General features: G+C 49.9%; 18 protein-coding genes and 1 pseudogene. 8 read left to right on the forward strand and 11 right to left on the reverse strand.

What is annotated here, in order from left to right:
- Positions 1 to 36: 36 nt before the first annotated feature.
- Positions 37 to 1239, reverse strand: a complete 1203-nt coding sequence (gltS, locus tag SAQUA_RS24260; RefSeq protein WP_380679891.1) for a sodium/glutamate symporter — start codon at positions 1237 to 1239, stop codon at positions 37 to 39.
- Positions 1240 to 1531: 292 nt separating this feature from the next.
- Between gltS and SAQUA_RS24265 the strand changes: the two genes are divergently transcribed.
- Positions 1532 to 2923 (forward strand): NCS2 family protein, encoded by a 1392-nt coding sequence (locus SAQUA_RS24265; protein WP_380679894.1) that lies wholly within the window; start codon positions 1532 to 1534, stop codon positions 2921 to 2923.
- A 143-nt stretch (positions 2924 to 3066) separates the two neighbouring features.
- Positions 3067 to 4731: an AsmA family protein gene (locus SAQUA_RS24270; protein WP_380679897.1), complete on the forward strand. Its 1665-nt coding sequence runs from the start codon at positions 3067 to 3069 to the stop codon at positions 4729 to 4731.
- 67 nt (positions 4732 to 4798) lie between these two features.
- Here the strand turns inward: SAQUA_RS24270 and fabY are convergent, their stop codons facing one another.
- From fabY to typA, 5 genes are all read right to left on the reverse strand, one after another.
- Complete coding sequence (fabY, locus tag SAQUA_RS24275; protein WP_380679900.1) at positions 4799 to 5728, reverse strand: fatty acid biosynthesis protein FabY; 930 nt, start codon at positions 5726 to 5728, stop codon at positions 4799 to 4801.
- A 22-nt stretch (positions 5729 to 5750) separates the two neighbouring features.
- Positions 5751 to 6188: a D-aminoacyl-tRNA deacylase gene (gene dtd / locus SAQUA_RS24280; protein ID WP_380679903.1), complete on the reverse strand. Its 438-nt coding sequence runs from the start codon at positions 6186 to 6188 to the stop codon at positions 5751 to 5753.
- Positions 6185 to 7066 (reverse strand): virulence factor BrkB family protein, encoded by an 882-nt coding sequence (locus SAQUA_RS24285; protein WP_380679906.1) that lies wholly within the window; start codon positions 7064 to 7066, stop codon positions 6185 to 6187. The genes dtd and SAQUA_RS24285 overlap by 4 nt, the downstream gene beginning before the upstream one ends.
- Positions 7067 to 7183: 117 nt before the next feature.
- Complete coding sequence (yihX, locus tag SAQUA_RS24290; protein WP_380679909.1) at positions 7184 to 7774, reverse strand: glucose-1-phosphatase; 591 nt, start codon at positions 7772 to 7774, stop codon at positions 7184 to 7186.
- Positions 7775 to 7940: 166 nt separating this feature from the next.
- Positions 7941 to 9764 (reverse strand): ribosome-dependent GTPase TypA, encoded by a 1824-nt coding sequence (gene typA, locus SAQUA_RS24295; RefSeq protein WP_380679912.1) that lies wholly within the window; start codon positions 9762 to 9764, stop codon positions 7941 to 7943.
- A gap of 372 nt (positions 9765 to 10136) precedes the next feature.
- On the opposite strand from typA, the gene glnA reads away from it, so the two are divergent.
- From glnA to SAQUA_RS24315, 4 genes are all read left to right on the forward strand, one after another.
- Entirely contained in the window at positions 10137 to 11546 is a 1410-nt protein-coding gene (glnA, locus tag SAQUA_RS24300; RefSeq protein WP_380679915.1) for a glutamate--ammonia ligase, read from the forward strand.
- Between the two features lie 325 nt (positions 11547 to 11871).
- Positions 11872 to 12945 carry a nitrogen regulation protein NR(II) gene (gene glnL, locus SAQUA_RS24305; RefSeq protein ID WP_380679918.1) on the forward strand — a complete coding sequence of 358 codons (1074 nt, stop codon included), beginning with the start codon at positions 11872 to 11874 and terminating at the stop codon, positions 12943 to 12945.
- Positions 12930 to 14342 (forward strand): nitrogen regulation protein NR(I), encoded by a 1413-nt coding sequence (gene glnG, locus SAQUA_RS24310; RefSeq protein ID WP_380679921.1) that lies wholly within the window; start codon positions 12930 to 12932, stop codon positions 14340 to 14342. The genes glnL and glnG overlap by 16 nt, the downstream gene beginning before the upstream one ends.
- 114 nt (positions 14343 to 14456) lie before the next feature.
- Positions 14457 to 14579, forward strand: coding sequence for a YshB family small membrane protein (locus tag SAQUA_RS24315; RefSeq protein ID WP_380679924.1), 123 nt, complete (start codon positions 14457 to 14459; stop codon positions 14577 to 14579).
- A gap of 35 nt (positions 14580 to 14614) precedes the next feature.
- Here the strand turns inward: SAQUA_RS24315 and hemN are convergent, their stop codons facing one another.
- Positions 14615 to 15988: an oxygen-independent coproporphyrinogen III oxidase gene (gene hemN, locus SAQUA_RS24320; protein WP_380679927.1), complete on the reverse strand. Its 1374-nt coding sequence runs from the start codon at positions 15986 to 15988 to the stop codon at positions 14615 to 14617.
- Between the two features lie 277 nt (positions 15989 to 16265).
- On the reverse strand, positions 16266 to 16811 hold the full coding sequence (gene yihI / locus SAQUA_RS24325; RefSeq protein WP_380679930.1) for a Der GTPase-activating protein YihI: 546 nt from the start codon (positions 16809 to 16811) through the stop codon (positions 16266 to 16268).
- Positions 16812 to 17550: 739 nt separating this feature from the next.
- Between yihI and yihA the strand changes: the two genes are divergently transcribed.
- The gene (gene yihA, locus SAQUA_RS24330; protein ID WP_380679933.1) at positions 17551 to 18198 is read left to right on the forward strand and encodes a ribosome biogenesis GTP-binding protein YihA/YsxC; all 648 of its coding nucleotides are present in this window, start codon (positions 17551 to 17553) and stop codon (positions 18196 to 18198) included.
- A 506-nt stretch (positions 18199 to 18704) separates the two neighbouring features.
- On the opposite strand, the gene polA is transcribed toward yihA, so the two are convergent.
- Positions 18705 to 21500: a DNA polymerase I gene (gene polA, locus SAQUA_RS24335; RefSeq protein ID WP_380679936.1), complete on the reverse strand. Its 2796-nt coding sequence runs from the start codon at positions 21498 to 21500 to the stop codon at positions 18705 to 18707.
- A 472-nt stretch (positions 21501 to 21972) separates the two neighbouring features.
- Between polA and SAQUA_RS24340 the strand changes: the two are divergent.
- A pseudogene (locus SAQUA_RS24340) lies at positions 21973 to 22477 on the forward strand (hypothetical protein).
- Positions 22478 to 22534: 57 nt separating this feature from the next.
- Here the strand turns inward: SAQUA_RS24340 and dsbA are convergent.
- On the reverse strand, positions 22535 to 23158 hold the full coding sequence (gene dsbA, locus SAQUA_RS24345) for a thiol:disulfide interchange protein DsbA (RefSeq protein ID WP_380679939.1): 624 nt from the start codon (positions 23156 to 23158) through the stop codon (positions 22535 to 22537).
- Positions 23159 to 23186: 28 nt separating this feature from the next.
- Positions 23187 to 24173: a serine/threonine protein kinase gene (locus SAQUA_RS24350; RefSeq protein WP_380679942.1), complete on the reverse strand. Its 987-nt coding sequence runs from the start codon at positions 24171 to 24173 to the stop codon at positions 23187 to 23189.
- Positions 24174 to 24241 lie beyond the last annotated feature (68 nt).

Raw genomic sequence — 24241 nt, forward strand, 5'->3', positions numbered from 1 at the left:
CCATTCTGCTCGAAGAGCTGCAGATCCCGATGAACATCAGCCAAATATTGGCAGCGTCAGATACAGCTTAATCACAATCGCATTGGCGATATCGATAAAGAACGCCCCAACCATTGGCACGACCAGGAAAGCCAAATGAGAAGGGCCGAAACGATCGGTAATCGCCTGCATGTTGGCAATCGCGGTGGGTGTTGCCCCCATCCCAAAGCCACAATGCCCGGCCGCCAGCACGGCAGCATCATAGTTTTTCCCCATGACGCGGTAAGTCACAAAGATCGCATACAGCGCCATCACCAACGTCTGAACAGCCAGAATAGCCAGCATCGGCAGTGCCAGAGAAGCCAGTTCCCACAGGCGCAGGCTCATCAGCGCCATCGCCAGAAACAGCGACAGGCTGACGTTTCCCAACACTGAAACCGCTCGTTCAAAAACGGTGTAAAAACCGGTAACCGAGAGCGTATTGCTAAGGATCACCCCGACAAACAGCACGCAAACGAAGATAGGTAATTCGAACGCGGTGCCGTTCAGTAATCCTGCGATAAATTGGCCGGCACTTAAGCAGATGGCGATCATGGCAATAGTTTCTACCATGACCAGTGAGGTGATCAGGCGGCCACTTTCCGGTTTTTCAAAACCGCTCGGCTGTACACTGTCTTCAGGCGTACCCTCCGGGGTTGAAGAGTGTTTCACCAGATAGCGTGCCACTGGGCCACCAATCAGCCCTCCTAAAACCAGACCAAAAGTGGCACAGGCTATGGCAACTTCAGTCGCATTCTCAAAACCATAACGCTCGATAAACACTTTGCTCCAGGCGGCACCAGTACCATGACCTCCGGAAAGCGTGATCGAGCCAGCGATCAGCCCCATCAGAGGATCCAGCCCCAGCATTTTCGCCATGGCGATCCCAATGGCGTTTTGCACCACCAGCAACCCTAACACTACAAACAGGAATATAAACAGTGCTTTGCCCCCTGCGCGTAAACGCGCCAGGTTAGCATTCAGACCGATAGTGGCAAAAAAAGCCAGCATCAGGGGGTCTCGGAGTGACATATCAAAGCTGATTTCCCAGTTGACGGTTTTCTTCAGCACCAACAGCAGCAATGCCACCAGTAGACCACCCGCAACCGGGGCAGGAATAGTATATTTTTTCAGCAAAGGAATGGTGCGTATACCTTTATTACCAACAAGTAAAACCAACGTAGCAGCGACTAAAGTGCCATAAGCGTCGAGATGGAACATCTCTAGTACCCCGTTTCAGAATCAATATGTAATTAATTATAAACCATAAATCTGATAGGGCTTTGAGTTTACCCGTACGCGAGTCTCAGGAAGTACCTTGATTGACCGCTAGCAGAACACTCGTGTAAACAAGATGTGGTAGATGGCATAACCAGCTAATATTAATGGTGAAAATTTAAAAAAGCGTATTCTTTATAAAGCCCTCTTCGGTAAAAATATTAGCGCGCAACCGTTTGCTTTTGTGAATCAGATCATTAAAATGCCCTCTTTGCCGCTTAGGGAACACCGCACCATGTCCACTCAATCTGCCGAGCTCGATGCCATAGAAAAAGCATCAGCAACAGCCCCGCGCAACAGTGAACTGATTTATCGCCTGGAAGATCGCCCACCGCTGCCACAAACGCTATTTGCCGCCAGCCAGCATCTGTTGGCTATGTTTGTTGCCGTGATCACCCCTGCACTGCTGATTTGCCAGGCGCTGGGTTTGCCTGCACAAGATACGCAACATATCATCAGCATGTCGCTGTTTGCTTCTGGCCTAGCCTCCATTCTACAAATCAAGACCTGGGGGCCGGTGGGTTCGGGTTTGCTGTCTATTCAGGGAACCAGCTTCAACTTTGTTTCCCCGCTGATTATGGGCGGGTTGGCGTTGAAGAACGGTGGGGCTGACGTGCCGACCATGATGGCAGCGCTGTTTGGCACATTGATGGTGGCTTCTTGTACTGAAATCCTGCTGTCACGTGTGCTTCATTTGGCGCGCCGCATTATCACACCACTGGTGTCCGGTATTGTGGTGATGATCATTGGCCTGTCTCTGATTCAAGTAGGGCTCACCTCTATTGGTGGCGGCTATGCGGCCATGAACGATCATACTTTTGGCGAACCCAAAAATCTGTTGCTGGCAGGTGCGGTTCTGGTGGTCATCATTTTACTTAACCGCCAGCGCAACCCATACCTACGGGTTGCGTCGCTGGTGATTGCCATGGCCGTAGGCTATCTGCTGGCTTGGGCAATGGGCATGTTGCCGGAAACTCAGCCGGTCACCCAGAGTGCCATCACGATCCCTACCCCGCTGTATTACGGCCTGGGTTTCGATTGGAACTTACTGCTGCCGCTGATGCTAATCTTTATGGTGACCTCGCTGGAAACCATCGGTGATATCACCGCCACTTCCGACGTATCAGAGCAACCCGTCAGTGGGCCTCTATATATGCGCCGTCTTAAGGGCGGCGTACTGGCGAATGGTCTGAACTCTATGCTATCCGCCGTATTCAATACCTTCCCGAACTCCTGTTTCGGCCAAAATAACGGCGTGATCCAACTGACGGGAGTCGCCAGTCGATACGTGGGTTTTGTTGTTGCACTGATGCTGATCGTGCTGGGGTTGTTCCCGGCCGTCGCCGGTTTTGTACAACATATTCCTGAGCCCGTACTGGGTGGGGCGACTATCGTGATGTTTGGTACCATCGCTGCTTCCGGTGTGCGTATCGTTTCACGCGAGCCACTAAACCGCCGTGCGATCATGATCATGGCACTTTCGCTGGCCGTGGGCATGGGTGTTTCACAGCAACCGCTGATCCTGCAGTTCGCTCCGGACTGGTTGAAAACCCTGCTCTCTTCAGGTATCGCTGCAGGTGGCATCACCGCCATTGTGCTGAACCTGCTGTTCCCACCTGAGAAATAAGCGTTTCAACCTGAGTGGCACAACGGCCGATAGTAAACCGCTATCGGCCGTTTTTTTATTGCCTTTCAGGCTATTGCACTTGAGCTGACAGCCTAATTGCGGCATAAACAAGATATCTTTTCTGACCGTTACGGATTATTGCGATGAGATTTATCGGAAAGCTGTTTCTGACGCTGTTGCTGCTGATAGTCCTTGCTGTCGTGCTGCTGTACGTTTTGGGGCAAACCCGCTGGGCTGCAGGCTGGCTAAGCCGCTGGATCAGTGATAACAGTGAATATCGTCTATCGGTAGAAAAAATCTCTCACTCGTGGAGTAAGCCAGGCCAAATCAGTCTGGAAGGCGTGACCTTCTCACCGGTCAATCAACCACAGATGCTAGCCGCCAAGGAAATCGATCTGGCATTTAGCCTGCGGCAAATCACCGAGCCCCGTTATTTTGACAGTATTACGCTGCGCGATGGCACCCTCAACGTCCAAGTCCAGCAGGGTGTACCACTCCCGCTACAGGCTGATGTTCTGCAGTTAAGCAATATGGCTCTGCAATCCAACACCGAGACTTGGCAACTAAACGCACAAAAGGTGAATGCCGGTATTAACCCATGGATGCCTAAGGCTGGGCATTTGCTTGGTGATAACAACCAGTTCCAATTCAGCGCCGGTTCTATGACGCTAAACGGCATCCCAGCCTCACAGGTGTTAGTTCAGGGGGAAATAAAACAGAACCAACTTATATTGAGCGACTTCGGTGCCGATCTCGCTCAAGGCGATCTGACTGGGGTAGCCAAGCGATCTGCTGACGGTAGCTGGTTGGTCGAACGGCTACGCTTGAGTAATGTCCGCCTGCAAACCCATTTAACGATGGAACAATTCTGGGCCGATATCACGGCATTACCACCAATCTCGCTAAAACGTTTCGATCTGATTGATGCCCGTCTGGAAGGGAATGACTGGGCGGCCAACGATCTCGATCTATCATTACAGAATGTCAGATTGCAGCAAGGTGACTGGAGTAGCGAGGAGGGTTCGCTCAACTTTAATGCTGGCGACCTCATTAAGGGTAATTTTCACCTGATCGATCCGATAGTGAATATGCAACTTTCTCCAGAGGGGATCGCTATTCAACAATTCTCCACCCGTTGGGAAGGGGGATTATTGCGTACTACCGGTAACTGGTTACGCGCCGATAAACGTTTGCAGTTGGATGAGCTAGCCGTTGCTGCGCTGGAATATACCTTACCCACCAATTGGCGCGCATTGTGGCTGAAACCTCTCCCAAGCTGGCTGGCTGAGGTGTATGTCGGCAAGATGACCACCAACCGTAATCTGATTATCGATATTAACCCGGACTTCCCTTTCCAAATCACTGCGCTGGATGGCTATGGCAGCAACCTACTGTTGGCGAAAGACCATCAATGGGGTATCTGGTCTGGTTCACTGAAACTCAACGGCAACGATGCCACCTTAAACAAGGTCGATCTGCGCCACCCTTCTCTGGCATTAGAGGCGGATCCGCAGAAAATCAACGTAACCGAATTGAGCGCCTTTATGCCTGATGGCCTGCTGGATGCCAAAGTGGATATCAACCAACAGCCAGGGAAGCCTTTCGCACTCTCACTCAATGGCCGTTCGGTGCCATTGAATACGCTACAGCAGTGGGGTTGGCAGCATATTCCGCTGGAAGGCGATGGTAACCTGCAATTACAGCTGAAAGGGTTGCTGAACGGGGATGGACCGTTTAAATCCTCATTGCAGGGGCACCTGCAGGCTACCAGCAAAGAAGGGCAAACACAGGAACAACAGTTGCCATAAACGATGAGGGTTCGGCATTACCGAACCCTGGGGATCAATGATTTGAGGTTTCTGCGGGTATCGCTGCCTAACCCCCCTGATTTAACGCTTCTTCAGGCTCGACGGGCAGCACCATAAAGGTCCCCTCAAACACTGCACCTTTGTCATCATCACCGAATAAATCGACTTCTGCCTGTACTCGCGCCCGACGACCGCGCGCCAAACGGGCAAGGTCGCCGCTCAGCGAACCAAGATCGGCCACCGCACGTGGCCGGCCAGTGACGGGTTTGCTGTAACGGATATGCGCATCCGCCAGAATAATGGTTCCACCTAGATGACGCTCACGCAGCAGCAACCAGATCAGCCCCCAGGCAGTTAATGTTGCCAGCGAAAACAGGCTGCCGGCAAACAGCGTATGATGCAGATTCTGGTTGCCAACCTCCGGCATGGTAGTCACAAAGCGCTGACCTGTGTACTGGCTTATACGCACACCCATTTTTTCGCTGAGTGGGATATGTTCGTACCAGGCTTGCTGTAACTGCCCACACCAATCAGGGCGATGGAGAATGTCGTCCAACGTAGCGACGGGTTTGATCATCAGATAATGGCGGATAGGGGTGGTTTGCGGGGCGGTGATCTCGCCCTGATTGATAAAGCCCAGTTTGGCGAAGAAATCCACCGCATCCTCACGTGCGCTACAGACAACCCGCTTAACACCCTCCTGACGAGCTACCGACTCCAGTGTCATCGCGACCAAGGTACCCAAGCCTTTATCTTGCACCGCTGGATCAACCGCCATAAAGCGGATAGCGGCTTCGTTATCCGCATTAATATACAAGCGGCCAATCGCCACAATACGGCCATGCTCATCGACAACCATTTGGTGATGTGCCATTGCGTCATAGGCATCCTTTTCCGATCCTACTGGTTGGTGCAGTGGCTTGCGTAACATCTCCCAGCGAAACTGGTAATAGTCCTTCAACTCTTGCTCTGTAACGGGTACTCGCAGGTGATACATAGACGCCTTCTCTCTCGTTTACTTAGACTTGAAGCCAGAACGTTACCGGCCCGTCATTCACCAACGCCACTTTCATATCGGCGGCAAACTTACCAGTCTGTGTTTCAATACCGTGTTCACGGCACTGGCCAACAAAATAGCGGTACAGTCTATCGGCCTCTTGCGGCAATGCACCACGCGAGAAGCTCGGGCGCATACCTTTCTGAGTGTCAGCAACCAGGGTGAACTGTGATACCACCAGCACACTGCCACCGGCTTGCTGCACATTCAGGTTCATTTTGTCATTCTCATCACCGAAGATTCGGTAGCCGAGTACACGCTCGCACAAACGTTCGGCTTTCTGCTCGTTATCATCCTGCTCCACCCCCAATAACACTAACAAGCCGGGGCCAATGTTGCCTACCGTCTCATCATCAACCACGACGCTGGCACTTAACACCCGCTGAATTAACGCAATCATAAAGATCCTTCCTGCTCCTGTTCTGCCTTCTGCTGCTGGTAAAGACGATACTCACCCAACGTAACGGTGATTTCAGCACCGAGTAACACGATACACCAGCTCCAATAGACCCATAGGAATAAAATCGGGATCACCGCCAACACCCCGTAGATCAATTGGTAGGATGGGAACATGGTGACATACAGCGCAAACCCTTTCTTACCCAGTTCGAACAGGACTCCAGCAAACAGGGCACCGACCAAAGCGTCTTTCGCCGGTACTCTTACCGTTGGCACCACGCTGTATAACAGCCAGAAAGAGACCCATGACAGTATCAGCGGGAAAACGCGCAGCGCATCATCAAGCAGGCTGTTAACCCCCGTTTGTGTAAACCAGTTCAGCGACAACAGATAAGAGCTGATGGCCATGCTGGCGCCGACTAACAACGGGCCCAAGGTCAAAACCATCCAGTAGACGGCAAAGGAAAAAACGATTGGCCGTTTGTTTTTGCTGCGCCAGATGGTATTCAACACGCTATCAACAGAAGAGATCAGTAGCAGTGCAGTGATAATCAAGCCGCAAGTACCAACAACGGTCATCCTGTTGGAGTTGGCAATAAACTGTTCCAGGTAACGCTGGATCACATTACCAGTAGCCGGCATGAAGTTGGAGAAAATAAAGCTTTTCAGTTGGATACTGATGTCCGCAAACACAGGGAAAGCAGCAAACAGGGCAAATACCACAGTAATCAGTGGCACCAGTGAAAGAAGGGAAACGTATGCCAGATGGCCCGCCAACATGGTCAGGCCATCACTATCAATACGTTTTATCAGTAATCGCCCGAAGGTAATTCCGGGCTTGATCGACGATGGCAGCTTTTTGCGGCGGAAAAACGACATATCCACTCCTGATGTCAGTCTCTACCCTATAGACTCGTCATGCTCCGAGTTGCGACGTTATTGGCCACTACTCGGAAAGAGGTTGGGTATTTTCGCCTTAAGCTTAACGCACCGCTGTCATTGAGCAAAATAAGACGGAATAACATGGCGATCGGTAACCTGTACCGCTTTGATCCCCAAGGCTTCGGCTGCTGCTACGTTGGCGGCCACGTCGTCAAAAAAGATCGCCTGACCCGCCGTCATACCCTCTACATTGAGTACGTGCTGATAAATATTGGCATCAGGTTTGCGCATACCGAGATCCTGTGACAGATACATATGGTCCGCCGCCTCCGCAACCTGCGGATAGTGTTGTGGCCAGTAATTGCAGTGCAGACGGTTGGTGTTCGATAGCACCACCACACGATGCCCCTCGCTGCGTAAACGATGCATAATGGCGATCACTTCAGGGCGCAAGGCGACAAATACCGCCTGCCAGCCGGTAGCGAACTGCTCGAAACTAAGCGCAATCCCCATCTCCTCACACAGCTTTTCTGCAAAATCCTCATCGCTGACTTCACCGCGCTCATGCTGTTGGAAAACTTCTCCCATACTGAAACGTTCGGACAATATCGCCAACGGTGTACCACTTAGGTTACTCCAGACACCCAGTACACGTTTGAAATCGATATCGACAATCACATTACCTAAATCAAAGATATACAGCATAGTCCTCTCCTGATGAGCCGGTGAGATTTTACTGTAACGGGAAATGGTAAGGCTGAACAGGGAGCAAAGTGAAAAGCACACAGCGCGCCGCAGAAATAGGGAAAGGTAGAGGAAAAAACTCAGGGCGCTGTTACGCGCCCTAAGCATTGCGGGTTAAATCGGCTAATTAAGCTTCTTTAGGACCGCGGTTTGCACGTTTACGATCGTTTTCCGTCAAGTGACGCTTACGGATACGGATCGAAATTGGCGTAACTTCAACCAGTTCGTCATCATCGATGAATTCCAGAGCCTGCTCTAGAGACATCTTGATAGCCGGAACCAAAGTTGTCGCTTCGTCAGTACCGGAAGCACGCATGTTGGTCAGTTTCTTACCGGTCAGACAGTTGACAGTCAGGTCGTTAGAACGTGTGTGAATACCGATGATCTGGCCTTCGTACACTTCAGCACCATGGCCCAGGAACAGCTTACCGCGATCTTGCAAACCAAACAGGGCGAATGCTACCGCTTTACCCTGACCGTTAGAGATCAGCACACCGTTCTGACGCTGGCCAACTTCACCTGGACGCACGTCGTCGTAGTGGCTGAAGGTGGAATACAGCAGGCCGGTACCAGAAGTCATGGTCATGAACTCGTTACGGAAACCGATCAAACCACGGCTTGGGATCACATAGTCAAGACGCACACGGCCTTTACCATCCGGATCCATATTTTTCAGATCGGCTTTACGCTCACCCATCGCCTGCATCACGGAACCCTGATGCTGTTCTTCAATGTCCAACGTCACGTTTTCGAACGGCTCTTGCTTGCGGCCATCGATTTCACGGAAGATAACTTTCGGACGGGAAACCGCCAGTTCGAAACCTTCACGACGCATGTTTTCGATCAGAACAGACAGGTGGAGTTCACCACGGCCTGAAACACGGAACGCATCAGCATCTGCCGTTTCTTCAACGCGTAATGCCACGTTGTGTACCAGCTCTTTATTCAGGCGCTCAAGGATCTGACGTGAAGTCACGTACTTGCCTTCTTTACCACAGAACGGAGAGGTATTGACGTTAAAGAACATGCTTACTGTTGGTTCATCAACAGACAATGCAGGTAATGCTTCTACCGCGCTGACATCACAAATGGTGTCAGAGATGTTCAACTCACCCAGACCGGTGATCGCAATGATGTCACCAGCTTCAGCAACGGTGGCTTCAATACGCTCCAGCCCCATGTGAGTCAGCACTTTACCCACTTTACCGTTACGGGTTTTGCCTTCGCTGTCTACCACAGTAACCTGTTGGTTTGGCTTGACTTTACCGCGTTTGATACGGCCGATACCGATAACACCAACGTAGTTGTTGTAATCCAGCTGAGAGATTTGCATCTGGAATGGCGCATCCAGTTCAACCTTCGGCGCAGATACGTGGTCAACAATCGCCTGATACAACGGGGTCATGTCTTCAGACATGTCGTTGTGATCGGCACCTGCGATCCCCAGCAGTGCAGAAGCATAGATGATTGGGAAATCAAGCTGTTCGTCGGTGGCATCGAGGTTAACGAACAGATCGAAGACCTGATCAACAACCCAGTCCGGGCGCGCGCCAGGGCGGTCAACCTTGTTGATGACTACGATCGGTTTCAGACCATTGGCAAACGCTTTCTTGGTCACGAAACGGGTTTGCGGCATTGGGCCATCCATTGCATCCACAACCAGCAGCACCGAGTCGACCATTGACATCACTCGCTCTACCTCGCCGCCGAAATCGGCGTGCCCTGGGGTATCAACGATGTTGATGCGGTAGTCTTTCCAATTAATGGCGGTGTTTTTTGCGAGGATGGTAATCCCACGCTCTTTCTCCAAATCGTTGGAGTCCATTACGCGTTCTGTTGCTTCCGCACGCTCTCCGAAAGTACCGGATTGTTGCAGCAACTTGTCAACCAGGGTGGTCTTACCATGGTCAACGTGGGCAATAATGGCGATGTTACGCAAATTTTCGATCACAGCTTTGCCTCAGGCATTAGAAATAGCGCGCTATTGTACACGTATTAAGCGAGGGACTAAACAAGATCACAACAGTCTCTTATAAACAACCGTATATAGGTCAGTTTGTGATCCCTTTCACGGTGGAAAAAGCAGCAACAGCACGCATTTTGCACCACTACAGTGCCCCATAGCGCGTTATTTGCACCACATTAGTGCATTGCACTACTAATGGTGCATACTACCTATGAGCAAAACCCGCACAGATAGGCGATTATTTCGCTTTTAAAAAGTTGGCATAGTTTTCGCTTTAGTCTACAAAAGGCGAAATGATGCCAAGTTCCACAGATTCGTCACACGCCGACGACAATGATAAATCCGGGAGAGTTAAGTATGTCCGCTGAACACGTTTTGACGATGCTGAATGAGCATGAAGTGAAATTCGTAGACCTGCGTTTCACTGACACCAAGGGTAAAGAACAACACGTCACTATCCCTGCTCATCAGGTAAATGCCGACTTCTTTGAAGAAGGTAAAATGTTTGACGGCTCCTCAATCGGTGGTTGGAAGGGTATCAACGAATCTGACATGGTGCTGATGCCAGACGCCAGCACTGCCGTTCTCGATCCTTTCTTCGAAGAATCAACCTTGATTATTCGTTGTGACATCCTTGAGCCAGGCACCATGCAGGGCTACGATCGTGACCCACGTTCAATCTCAAAACGTGCGGAAGATTTTCTGCGCGCTTCCGGTATCGCTGATACCGTGCTGTTTGGGCCAGAACCAGAGTTTTTCCTGTTTGATGATGTGCGTTTCGGCAGCAGCATCCGTGGTTCCCACGTAAGCATCGATGACATCGAAGGCGCCTGGAACACCAGCACCAAATATGAAGGCGGTAACAAAGGCCATCGCCCTGCGGTGAAAGGCGGTTACTTCCCAGTGCCACCTGTCGACTCTTCACAAGACATCCGCTCTACCATGTGTTTGACCATGGAAGAGATGGGACTGGTCGTGGAAGCGCACCACCACGAAGTGGCTACGGCAGGTCAGAACGAAGTGGCTACACGCTTCAACACCATGACCAAGAAAGCCGACGAAATCCAGATCTACAAATACGTGGTTCACAACGTGGCCCATGCATTTGGAAAAACCGCCACCTTCATGCCAAAACCGATGTTCGGTGATAACGGTTCAGGTATGCACTGCCACATGTCATTGTCCAAGAACGGCACCAACCTGTTCGCTGGCGACAAATACGGCGGCCTGTCTGAAATCGCATTGTTCTACATTGGTGGCATTATCAAACATGCTAAAGCGATCAACGCGCTGGCTAACCCGACCACCAACTCCTACAAGCGCCTGGTTCCTGGCTATGAAGCCCCGGTAATGCTGGCTTATTCCGCCCGTAACCGTTCAGCTTCTATCCGTATCCCTGTGGTTGCCAGCCCGAAAGCACGCCGCATCGAAGCTCGCTTCCCAGATCCAGCAGCCAACCCATACCTGTGCTTTGCTGCACTGCTGATGGCTGGCCTGGACGGTATTATCAACAAGATCCACCCTGGCGATGCCATGGACAAAAACCTGTATGACCTGCCACCGGAAGAAGAAGCTGAAATTCCAAAAGTTGCAGGCTCACTGGATGAAGCGATGGCAGCACTGAATGAAGACCGCGAGTTCCTGACCCGTGGTGGCGTATTCACCGACGACGCTATCGATGCTTATATCGAACTGCGTAAAGAAGAGATGGATCGTGTACGCATGACGCCACACCCGGTTGAGTTCGAACTGTACTACAGCGTTTAAGGCCTTTTCAGATTGCAGGAAGGCGCTGGTGAAAAATGCCATCCTACCTGCAGTTTGAAAGATGACCAATACACTGCGCTCTCTGCGGATGACGCAGATAGTTTTAGTTATCGTTTTTTTGTTGCCGTGGAAACTTTCCTGCCCATCTTCGGATGGGCTTTTTTCTCCATTCTGGTTTCTGCAAAACTATTTCATACCGCGACGGTGGCGGATGAGGTAGGATGTATGCACTAAAAAGGTGCAAGAAACCGTTGTACCCAATAAACTTAAAGGTACAGCCCGGCGGCAGCCAACAACGCTGTGCATTGAAAGATGAAGGGCATATATGGCAACTGGCAAGCTACCCGACTCTGGGCAGGTCCTCAATTCTCTCATCAATAGTGTTCTGCTGTTAGATGAAACGCTTGCGATTCACTTTGCAAATCCGGCCGCACAACAGTTACTGGCACAGAGTGCCCGTAAACTTTTCGGTACACCATTGCCTGATTTACTCGGTTATTTCTCGCTGAACATCGAGATGATGCGAGAGAGCCTGAGCGCTGGCCAGGGCTTTACCGATAATGAAGTGACCCTGGTCGTCGATAACCGTGCACATATCCTCTCCTTGACCGCTCAGATGCTTCCTGAAGGCTTTATCCTCATGGAGCTTGCCCCTATGGACAATCAGCGCCGTTTAAGCCAGGAACAACTGCAACATGCTCAGCAGGTTGCGGCCCGCGATCTGGTTCGCGGGTTGGCCCATGAAATCAAGAATCCTCTCGGTGGTTTGCGAGGTGCAGCGCAGTTGCTGGCTAAAGCGCTGCCCGACCCAGCATTGACCGAATACACTAAGGTCATCATTGAACAGGCCGACCGATTGCGTAATCTGGTGGACCGTTTGTTGGGGCCGCAACGCCCCGGCCAACACGTTACTCAGAGCATTCATCAGGTTATGGAGCGCGTTAGCCAACTGGTATCGCTGGAAAAACCGGATAACGTTACGCTGATACGTGATTACGATCCCAGCTTGCCTGAGCTGGAACACGACCCGGAACAGATAGAGCAGGTGTTGCTCAACATCGCACGTAACGCTCTGCAGGCGCTGGGTGAAACTGGGGGAACGATTACGCTGCGTACACGCACCGCGTTTCAGATCACCCTGCATGGCACCCGTTGCAGGCTGGCTGCACGTATCGATATTGAAGATAACGGCCCCGGCGTACCGGCTCTGTTGCAAGACACGCTCTTCTATCCCATGGTCAGTGGCCGTGAAGGAGGTACCGGCTTGGGATTGTCCATCGCCCGTAGTCTTATCGATCAACATTACGGGAAAATTGAATATAACAGTTGGCCAGGACATACCGAGTTCTCGGTTTACCTGCCTATTTGTAAGCTGAGGTCTGTATGCAACGAGGGATAGTCTGGATCGTCGATGACGATAGCTCCATACGTTGGGTGCTTGAGCGCGCACTTACTGGAGCGAGTGTGAGCTGCGTCAGCTTCGACAGTGGTAATGCCGTGCTAGAAGCATTGGCCACGCAAACTCCCGACGTGTTGCTATCTGATATCCGCATGCCGGGTATGGATGGTTTGGCACTTCTTAAGCAGATCAAACAGCGCCACCCGATGCTTCCGGTCATCATAATGACTGCTCATTCAGATCTGGATGCGGCGGTCAGTGCCTATCAGCAGGGTGCCTTCGACTATCTGCCAAAACCTTTTGATATTGATGAGGCCGTCGCGCTAGTAGAGCGAGCCATCAGCCATTATCAAGAACAGCAACAACCCGCTCGCAGCCAGCCAGCCAACGATCCGGTTACGGATATTATTGGCGAAGCTCCGGCAATGCAGGATGTGTTCCGCATTATTGGCCGTCTGTCTCGCTCATCTATCAGCGTGCTGATCAACGGGGAGTCTGGAACAGGTAAAGAACTGGTCGCACATGCGCTGCACCGCCACAGTCCACGCGTCAAATCCCCGTTTATTGCGCTGAATATGGCTGCGATACCCAAAGATCTGATCGAGTCAGAACTCTTCGGCCATGAAAAAGGAGCATTTACCGGGGCTAATCAGATCCGTCAAGGCCGCTTCGAGCAGGCCGATGGTGGGACACTGTTCCTGGATGAAATTGGTGATATGCCGCTGGATGTACAGACCCGTTTACTCCGCGTGTTGGCAGATGGCCAGTTCTATCGGGTGGGGGGATATGCACCAGTAAAAGTGGATGTGCGTATCATTGCCGCCACTCACCAGAATCTGGAATTGCGCGTGCAAGAGGGCAAGTTTCGTGAGGATCTGTTTCACCGCCTGAACGTGATCCGCGTACATTTACCCCCCTTGCGTGAACGTCGTGAAGATATTCCGCGTCTGGCTCGCTACTTCCTGCAGGTAGCGGCAAAAGAATTGGGGGTCGAGGCAAAAAATCTGCATCCGGAAACCGAAACAGCCCTCACCCGTTTACCATGGCCAGGTAACGTACGCCAGTTGGAAAACACCTGTCGCTGGTTAACCGTGATGGCTGCCGGGCAGGAATTGCTGATTCAGGATCTGCCTGGAGAGCTGTTTGAAACCAGCGTACCTGAGGTTGGTAACCACGCTCTGCCAGACAGTTGGGCTACTCTGTTGGCACAGTGGGCCGATCGCGCACTGCGTTCCGGTCATCAAAATCTGTTATCGGAAGCTCAGCCGGAAATGGAACGCACATTGCTCACTACCGCGCTAAGGCATACCCAAGGACATAAGCAGGAAGCCGCTCGTCTACTGGGATGGGGAAGAAATACCCTAACGCGTAAGCTGAAAGAATTAGGGATGGAGTAACCTTTAGCCTCTGATGATTAAAAATACAATCGAGCGCACAAAAAACAGACGAGTTAAGGCTTTACAGGTTTTTTGGCAGCAGTATGATCGTGTCGCAAACTCTGGAGGCCTTAGATGCTGGATTCACTGATCGTATTTATTACTCATGGTGCAGACGTCAGTTCTGCCGTAAGCCATTCGCCACAAGCAGCCGTTGCTGCTGTGCTATGTGCGGCACTAATGAATTTCTTCAGTTAAAACAACAGCCGCAGATGCGGCCGTTGTTTTATATGTCAGATGACTCGTGAAAATTGCTGAGTCCGTGCTTGCTTTCGCAGGTAAATATCGAAACACATACAAATATTGCGGATCAGCAAACGCCCACGCGGCGTTACGCGGATCCCCTGCTCATCACGAACGACTAGTCCGTCACGTTCAAACGGCGCCAGTAATTCCAGGTCGGTTGAAAAGTAATCGGCAAATACAATCCCGTACTGTAGCTCAATCGGTTGATAAGCAAGCTGGAAGTTACAGATTAGCGTCTTGATAACGTCACGGCGCAGGCAATCGTCTTCTGTCATAGCTAAACCACGCCACAAGGCGTTACTGCGTTCAGCTATATTGGCGTAATACTCTTTCAACTCTTTCTGATTCTGCGCATAGCTGTCGCCGAGCATACTGATGGCAGAGACCCCAAGCCCCAACAGATCGCTGTCCCCCTGGGTGGTGTACCCCTGGAAATTGCGGTGCAACTTACCCTCCCGCTGAGCAATAGCTAACTCATCATTTGGACGAGCAAAGTGATCCATACCGATAAACTGATAGCCAGACTCGGTCAGTGAAGCAATCGTCTGCTGAAGAATATCGAGCTTCTGCTGAGCGCTCGGCAAATCGGCATCTTTGATTTTACGTTGAGCCGCGAATAACGCCGGCAAATGCGCGTAGTTAAACACGCTAAGGCGGTCCGGGTTTAATTCTGCCACGCGTTGTAAGGTGAAAGCAAAACTCTCTGGGGTCTGTTTTGGCAGGCCGTAAATCAGGTCGATATTAGTAGAATTGAACCCCAAGGCTTTAGCGCGGGCGATCAAGGCAAAAATAAAGTCTTCGTCCTGCTCACGATTAACCAGACGCTGAACCTCCTTATTGAAGTCCTGCACTCCCATGCTGAGACGGTTGAAACCCTCGGCACGTAAGTGATCTAACACATCCAGTTCGATTTCACGCGGGTCGACTTCGATCGACATCTCAGCTTCCGGCTGGACATCAAAATGCTGGCGTAGCATAGCCACCAGCCGACTGATTTGCTGCTTATCAAGGTAGGTTGGCGTGCCGCCGCCCCAATGTATCTGGCTGACCTTACGCCCAACAAATAAAGGGGCACGAGCGGCAATCTCGTGCTCTAACACCTTCAGGTATTCATCAGCTTTGTGAGTCTGGCGCGTCACCAACTTATTGCAGCCGCAGAAATAACAGAGCTTATGGCAGAATGGAATATGCACATACAAAGAAAGGGGGCGCTCAGGATAACGCAATGCAGCCTTTTGAAACGCAGCTTCATCATAGCCCTGGTTAAACTCCAGTGCTGTAGGGTAAGAGGTGTAACGCGGCCCGGAATAGTTATACTTCTGGATCAGGGCCAAGTCCCAGACAATCGTCTGTTCCGACATGCTTGCTAACTCCTTCCAATCTACCGATTGTCTTTAATGCCCGACCACCACGCCCCTTGAGCAATTTGCCTTTCTGTTGCCGCTTATCTGCAACTTAAAACCTGTCGGATTTCTTTTTTCTACTGGGCCGGGAAATAGGCGAGTGTCTACGCTGTATGACCGCAGATGCAGTGCGAATACGCGCTTTGCGCTTCGACAGTCGCCATAGTTTACTGAATAACCAGATTAGATGACATGTCAATAGTAGGGCTATTACTGGGATCAGCCACATAGCACGTTAGAATACATCCTTTGGGTTACCGCCTTTCAGCAGTCTCAAAATGTCTTCCTGCTTCTCTTCTTCTTCTTCATCGTCCTCACCCAACTCGATGCCCAGTTGCTGCATCAATGCATCTATACGATCCAGCGTTTGGTCAACGTAACTCTGATCTTCTGCACTCAGGGTTGCACCCAGTTCGATCTGATCAAGCAGTCCATCAAGACGTTCGTCGTTTTCCAGTTTGTTCAGTTCTTCTTCTGGGGTCAGACGCGGTTTTTTTTCTGCCTGCGGTTTCGGCTGCGGTTTAGTCTTAACCTTCGCTTCAACCACCAGCGCTACTGGCACTTTACTGCCAATACGTGGATCTTTGGGCTGCGCTGCATCTTTATTTTTCTGGTTGGCAGAATCAACCTGGGTACGTGAACCGGAAGGATGACCACGACGTTTTTTGAGGCGCTTACGCTCGCGGGCTTCCTGGTCGAGCTCGACACGGCTTTTCTTTTTACTTTTTTGGGTTCCCGTACTACTACGTGGGGCTCGAGGTGCTTTTGATGGCTGTTTCATGGCGTGCGCTCTTAGGTATGTAGATTCAGTATAGAATTGCTATACGATTGCGGCGGAATCTAGCAGAAAGCAGACAAAGAAAAAAGGCAGCAGGTTAAACCTGCCGCCTATTTCGAGCCTTCAACTGAAGGATATTCCAAATTCGCACTCCATGCGCGCACTCAACATCCCGGTTTTTCCATCTGCAACAACTGCAATCCTTGCAACTACATCCTTCATCCTAAAGGGAATTTCATCCGTGCTGCAATCCTTGGCTTTCACTCTTCCTGAGTGCGCATCCCGCGTGCATCCAAATTGCAATTACTTTACCTTCCTTAGGCTATCCGTACACTCCGGTACAACATAGCTTCAATTCCATCTGACATCATCCTGGTACTCATTACACACCCTGTGTATTCCCTGAGATTTATCACCCTTCCTGGATGTTCCTTTTTCCTTCGCTCCTGCGTTGGAACCCACTTTACGCTTTTACGGGGGGTACTCAAGTCAGTAACAGCTCACTTACAGCAAGAAATTTATTGCCATAAAAGTAACATATTGTTTTGTAAAAAAAATAAATTGAATATGCTTATAATAAAGCGATATTACCCCCTGATCTAATAGCCAATGTCTCACACGGAGGTTCCGTATTAGTTCAAATTACCCAAGGCGAAACGCATGAAAACGAGAAACACACCTTTTTTATGCTGATGCAGTTATAATCGCCAACCAGATAGCCATCCTCACGGAGACGAAAATTTTGACCAGCAAGCATTACAACTATCATGTGACCCACTTCGTCACCAGCGCACCCGATATTCGCCACCTTCCGGGGGATGAAGGTATTGAAGTTGCGTTTGCCGGTCGTTCCAACGCCGGTAAGTCTAGCGCACTCAATACCCTGACCAATCAGAAAAGCCTGGCGCGTACCAGTAAAACACCAGGCCGTACCCAATTAATCAATCTGTTTGAAGTGGAAGAAGGTATTCGTTTGGTCGACCTGCCAGGTTACGGCTATGCAGAAGTACCGGAAGAAATGAAACGGAAATGGCAACGAGCACTGGGTGAATACTTACAGATGCGTAACTGCCTCAAGGGCCTGGTAGTACTGATGGATATTCGCCATCCCCTGAAAGATCTGGACCAACAGATGATTCAATGGGCTGTTGATGTCGGCACGCCAGTGCTGGTCCTGCTGACCAAGGCCGATAAGCTGGCCTCTGGCGCACGCAAAGCGCAACTCAACATGGTACGTGAAGCAGTATTGCCGTTTATGGGTGACATTCAGGTGGAGGCTTTCTCCTCACCCAAGAAGATCGGTGTCGACAAACTCAGCATGAAGCTGGACACCTGGTTTAACGAGATCCCGCCAGAAGTGCTGCCAGAAAGCGATTTAAGCGGCGAATAATAGCCATTTTTCCCCAAAGGAACCGATGCAGAAACATCGGTTTTTTTGCGCCGACCTTTTGCCGCGTTGTGCTATTTTTGTTATCTAATTACATTTTTGATTGGAATAAATCAGAAATAATTATCGCGAATCTTTAAAAAAACAGGATCGTAGAGCAGCTACAGCGCGAGGATGGAAGGAAAAAATAGTGGCGGAAAGGAGTAGCTTGGTACTGTTTTTACAATAAAAAACGCCCCAATCAAAACTGATTGGGGCGGCTAAATATTCAGCCAAATCCGATTACGTGAAGTAAAAGGTCTGAAAGATAGAACATCTTACCTCTGTACCCTACGTCTGTAACTCTACATCATTTTTTCATACTGCAAAAGATTTTTTTGTAGTTTACTTACATAAAAAAACCAGTAAGAACGACGATTTTGGCTGCATATTGTAGCTCAATTACCAAAAGAGCTCAGGTTATCGCCAGCGAAAGAAAATACCGCGCACTGACAGATATCACTATGCTATCAGTGAGCTTCATCCCAATTTTTACCAACACCGATGTCCACTCTCAGCGGCACCGCCAGCGTCATGCTGCCTTCCATCAGTTCATGAATACGCAGGCTAGCTGCTTCAATCGCTGATTCGTGAACCTCAAAAACCAGTTCATCGTGCACCTGCATAATCATGCGCACCAGCGGCTGCTCCTGCCCTTGCAGCCAAGCATCCACCTCAATCATCGCGCGCTTGATAATATCCGCAGCAGTCCCCTGCATTGGAGCGTTAATAGCCGCTCTCTCAGCAGCCTTACGACGCATACCGTTGCTAGAGCGAACATCCGGCAGATAGAGCCTGCGGCCATCCAGTGTACTGACATACCCCTGCTCCGCAGCCTGCTGCCGGGTGCGCTCCATATATTTCAATACACCGGGGTAACGCTCAAAGTATAGATCCATGTAACGCTGAGCTTCACCTCGGGGGATCCCTAACTGACGGGCCAAGCCAAATGCGCTCATTCCGTAAATCAGACCGAAGTTAATCGCTTTGGCACTACGACGCTGTTCGCTAGTGACCTTATCCAGTGCGGTGCCAAACACTTCTGCCGCCGTAGCCCGGTGAATGTCTTTACCTTCAGCAAAGGCCTTCAACAGACCTTCATCCTGTGACAAATGGGCCATGATGCGCAGTTCAATCTGTGAATAGTCAGCAGCAACAATGCGATAACCCTCTGGTGCGATAAACGCCTGACGGATTCGACGACCTTCATCGTTGCGTACCGGGATATTTTGCAGGTTGGGATCGCTGGAAGAGAGACGGCCCGTTGCCGTTACGGCCTGATGATAAGAGGTATGCACCCGCCCACTGACCGGGTTGATCATCAGCGGTAACTTGTCGGTGTAGGTCGTTTTCAGTTTCGCCAAGCCGCGGTACTCCAGGATCACTTTTGGCAGCGGGTAATCCAAAGCCAATTCGGCTAATACTTCTTCGTTAGTGGATGGAGCACCACCTGGAGTCTTTTTCAGTATCGGTAACTTTTGCTTTTCATACAAAATGGCCTGCAACTGCTTGGTTGAGGCCAGATTAAACGGTTCTTCGGCTAACTCATGTGCCTGTACTTCAAGCTCCGCCAAGCGTTTGGTCAGCTCTTGAGAGTGCACAGAAAGAATTTTGGGATCAATAAGCACACCGGTGCGTTCAATATGTGAGAGCACTGGCAGTAATGGCATTTCAATTTCATTGAATACCGTCAGTAAGCCTTTGCTCTCTTTCAGCTGCGGCCACATTGCCAAATGCAATTGCAGCGTAACATCAGCGTCTTCCGCCGCATAAGGTGCCGCCTGTTCAAGTGCGATCTGGTTGAAAGTTAGCTGGTTCTTACCCTTGCCAGCGATCTCTTCAAAGGTAATTGTCTTATGACCAAGATAGCGCTCGGCAAGGCTATCCATATCGTGGCGACCACCTACGCTGTCCAAAACATAGGACTCAAGCATGGTATCGTAGGCAATACCACGCAGATCGATGTCATAACGTGCCAACAGGCTCTTATCGAACTTCAGGTTTTGCCCAACCTTCAACGCCTTTTCATCTTCCAACAACGGTTTCAACGTTGCTAGCACCTGGGCACAATTCAACTGTGGCGGTGCATCCAGGTAGTCGTGTGCAACCGGCAGATAGGCCGCTACTCCAGGCTCAATAGCGAAGGACAAGCCAATCAGGTTAGCGGTCAACGTATCAAGACCATCTGTTTCGGTATCAAAGGCGAAAACCTCGGCTTTCTTCAGACGTTGTATCCAATCAGCAAATGTTTCCTCATCCAGGATAGTGACATACCCTTCTTGTGATAAGGTCGCTTCGACAGCGGCTTTGGGAGCATCATTGAATGCGGCTGGTTTTGCTGTAGCACTCGCTTTACGGCCAGTCCCCTTGTTTTCCAGCCAAGTACCAGCCTCAACATCCGCCATCCAACGTTTGAATTCGTATCGCTTGAACAATGCCTGTAGTTGGTCAACATCGAGTGCACTAACCTCTAACTCGTTGCAGGTCAAACCCAGCTCAACATCGGTTTTAATCGTAGCCAGCTTATAAGAGAGGTAGGCTACCTCTTTATTTTGCTCCAACTTGGCAGCCATGGTTTTAGCACCACGGAAGCTCAGGGTGGCGATACTCTCTAGGTTGGCATACAGCTGATCCAGGCCACCAAGCCCTTGAAGCAACGCCTGGGCCGTTTTCTCCCCCACACCCGGTACGCCAGGAATGTTATCCGATGAATCCCCCATCAGTGCCAAGAAATCGATAATCAGCTCCGGCGGAATACCGTATTTGTCGCAAACTTCTTGCGGGCCAAGAATGGTATTGTTCATGGTATTGATCAGCGTGATATTGGGCGTGACCAACTGGGCCATATCTTTGTCGCCAGTGCTGATCAATACGGCATGACCGGCTCTCTCAGCTTCTTGAGCCAAAGTACCGATCACATCATCAGCCTCTACGCCAGGCGTCACCAGCAACGGGAGCCCCATGGCTTTCACCATCTGATGCAAAGGTTCAATCTGCGCGCGCAGATCGTCCGGCATTGGGGGCCGGTGTGACTTATATTCAGCAAACAGCTCATCACGGAAGGTTTTCCCTTTGGCATCAAACACCACCGCAACATGGCTGGGATTGTACTGTAGCAGCAGGCTGCGCAACATGTTCAGCACACCGTACATCGCACCGGTCGGTTCACCAACGGAGTTAGTCAGCGGCGGGAAGGCATGATAGGCACGGTAAAGGTAAGAGGAACCATCCACCAGGATTAATGGGTTTTCTGCAATCTGGGCCATAACGTTTCTTTTTCTTGAAAAGGACTGGGGTAAGCATGCCATAGCTAGCCGCTGGTGACGAACTCTAGTGATCGATTACTGGCAAATAGATGAGATTCTGAGAAGTGATCCGCAAGATCCTACCTGTGGATAACTTTGTGTATAAATTAGCGTTTAAATTGTAACGCTGCACAATCCGTTATAGTGAAGGTTGAAATATTCATTTAAATCATGGGATTAAATTAAGTTATCTATTCATTCTCTATTTATCGTCTTTCATCAAATTTGTGGATATAAATTGCATCAGATTTTGACTACGTTAACTATCAATTTTAATACCCCATTTAATCTGGTACAGGATTAAAAATTTACCCGCTAACATCGTAAGAAACTATTTGTTCCAGGCTAAAACGCTTACTTTAAACGGCATTATCTTTTATGTGAATCTGTTAAAATATCTTTTCATACATGCCAGAGTATGTAAGGTGTTCCCATCAACCATCAGTGCTCACCCAATGTCGAAATTATTATCCCCGTTATTTTTATCGTTTCGACGCTACTTACTATTGTCGTTACGATACTGTGCTCCATCCCGATTATTCTGATTGGGGTCATTAAGCTGTTCACTCCCTTACCAACGCTCAGACAACACCTAACTGCCTTTGCTGATTTGATTATGTGCTGTTGATATCTGCTAGTTTTGTTACGAATTAACCACGCTATAGAATGGGATATAGAGGGTTTAAAAGGACAGGAAAAAAGCATTGGTATTTACTGATTGCCAACCACCAAAGCTGGGCAGATATTGTGATAATCAGGAGTGTCCTTTCATAGGTATGCTTTGTGGTTGACTGAAGCGCGTTGTAGTCAAGATTGAATGCCTGCCGATTGATGATGAATTGCGCGGAGATTACTTCAATGACAAAACGTTTAAGCGCCAACTCCAGCTTTGGCTGAATACATTATGGCAAGAGAAAGACCGTACACTTGCAAGCTAAATGGCAAATACCGATAGAAAACGCCGGATTAACCGGCGTTGATTTTCTTGCTTCAGATTACTTCTGCTCAGACAGATACTTTACAACGTCAGCAAATTGCTTCACGTAAGTATCCATTGAGCTCGTGTCCAGCCCGTCGTTTTTAACCATGTATTTGCCGTTAACAAATACCGCTGGGACGCCACGCAGTTGCAAATCTTCAGCCGCTTTCTGTTGTTGAACCACCAGTGATTTCACCACGAAGCTGTTCATCGCTGCATCATACTCTTCCGCAGACACTCCAGCCTTGATAAATATATTGCGAATGTCATCTGGCGTTTGTACGGTTTGAGTCTTCTGAACAGCTTCAAACATCGGTTGGGTTATTTTATCTTCCACACCCAACGCCATTGCTACGGCCCAAGCCTGGGTCATCTGTTTGCCCAGTGGCCCCAAGAACTCCACATGGTACTTGGTCATTTTTGTCCCTTCAGGCAGTGCTTTTTTCACCGCATCGGAGATATGGTAAGTCTCTTCAAACTGATAGCAGTGCGGGCAGTAGAAAGAGAAAAACTCAAGCACCTGCGGCTCGCCAGTCACGGGTTTGTCCAAAGTGATGTACTGAGTACCATCACTAAATTGCGCAGCGGAGACACTGAATGCCATCACCATACCAACGAGCGCCAACCAAATTTTCTTCATAAGACTCAACTCTCCATTATTTAAAGCATCAATACATTGGCATTAGCTGCAGAGGTGGTTCCTGTAACAGCCTAACCTGTTCAATAAATGCAGCAGTCTGAGATAACCAAAAATCAGACTCCACCATCCACGGAAAACTTCGAGGAAATGCAGGATCCTGCCAACGACGGGCTACCCATGCGAGGTAATACACCATACGCATTGCCCGAAGTGGCTCAATCAACATCAGTTCCCGCTGATCGAATTCGGCGAATTCACTATAAGCTTCCAGTAATATGTCTAATTGCATCAGTTGATCGCGACGTTCACCGTGCAATAACATCCACAAATCCTGTATTGCAGGCCCATTGCGCGCATCGTCAAGATCGACAAACAACGGCCCATCACGCCACAAAATGTTGCCAGGGTGGCAATCACCGTGCAAACGCAACGGTTGCCAATCCAACTGCCAATGCGGCTTGATAGCCGCAATGAGCGTATCTGTTGCGTGTAAAAAAGTATCCCGTTGGGCCTTGGGCACCAAATCACAACTTGCCAAAACCTGCCGAGGTACGGTGAGATACTCCTCGACACCCATAGTGGGCCGCTCAATAAACAGACTCTCGCTGCCAACCTGGTGAATACGGCCAAGAAAACGGCCAACCCATTCCAGCTGCTCAAGATTATCTATCTCATACTGCCGGCCACCCACGCTGGGAAATACGGTAAAAAAGAATCCAGCATGCGTATGCAGGGTATTCCCTTGCAAAACAAGTGGTGCAACAGCAGGAATTTCATTGTGAAATAAATCGAGTGCAAACTGGTGCTCTTCACCGATTTGCGCCGCACTCCACCGCTCAGGTCGATAAAATTTCACCACATAACGTTTACGATCTTCATCCATAAACTGATAAACGCGATTTTCATAACTATTTAGCGCTGTCAGTCCAGAATCCACACGTAGGCCAATCTCCTCTAATGCATCCATAATCAGATCAGGAGAAAGGGTCTCAAAATTAAATGCTGAGTTGTTCATAACAACCATTCAGTCCGCCAGATGACAACACCGCGCCAAGTATGAGAAATAGTAGCACTAATCCCGTT

Origin of the sequence: Serratia aquatilis, from assembly GCF_044865145.1 — a bacterium.
Lineage (GTDB): Bacteria > Pseudomonadota > Gammaproteobacteria > Enterobacterales > Enterobacteriaceae > Chania > Chania aquatilis.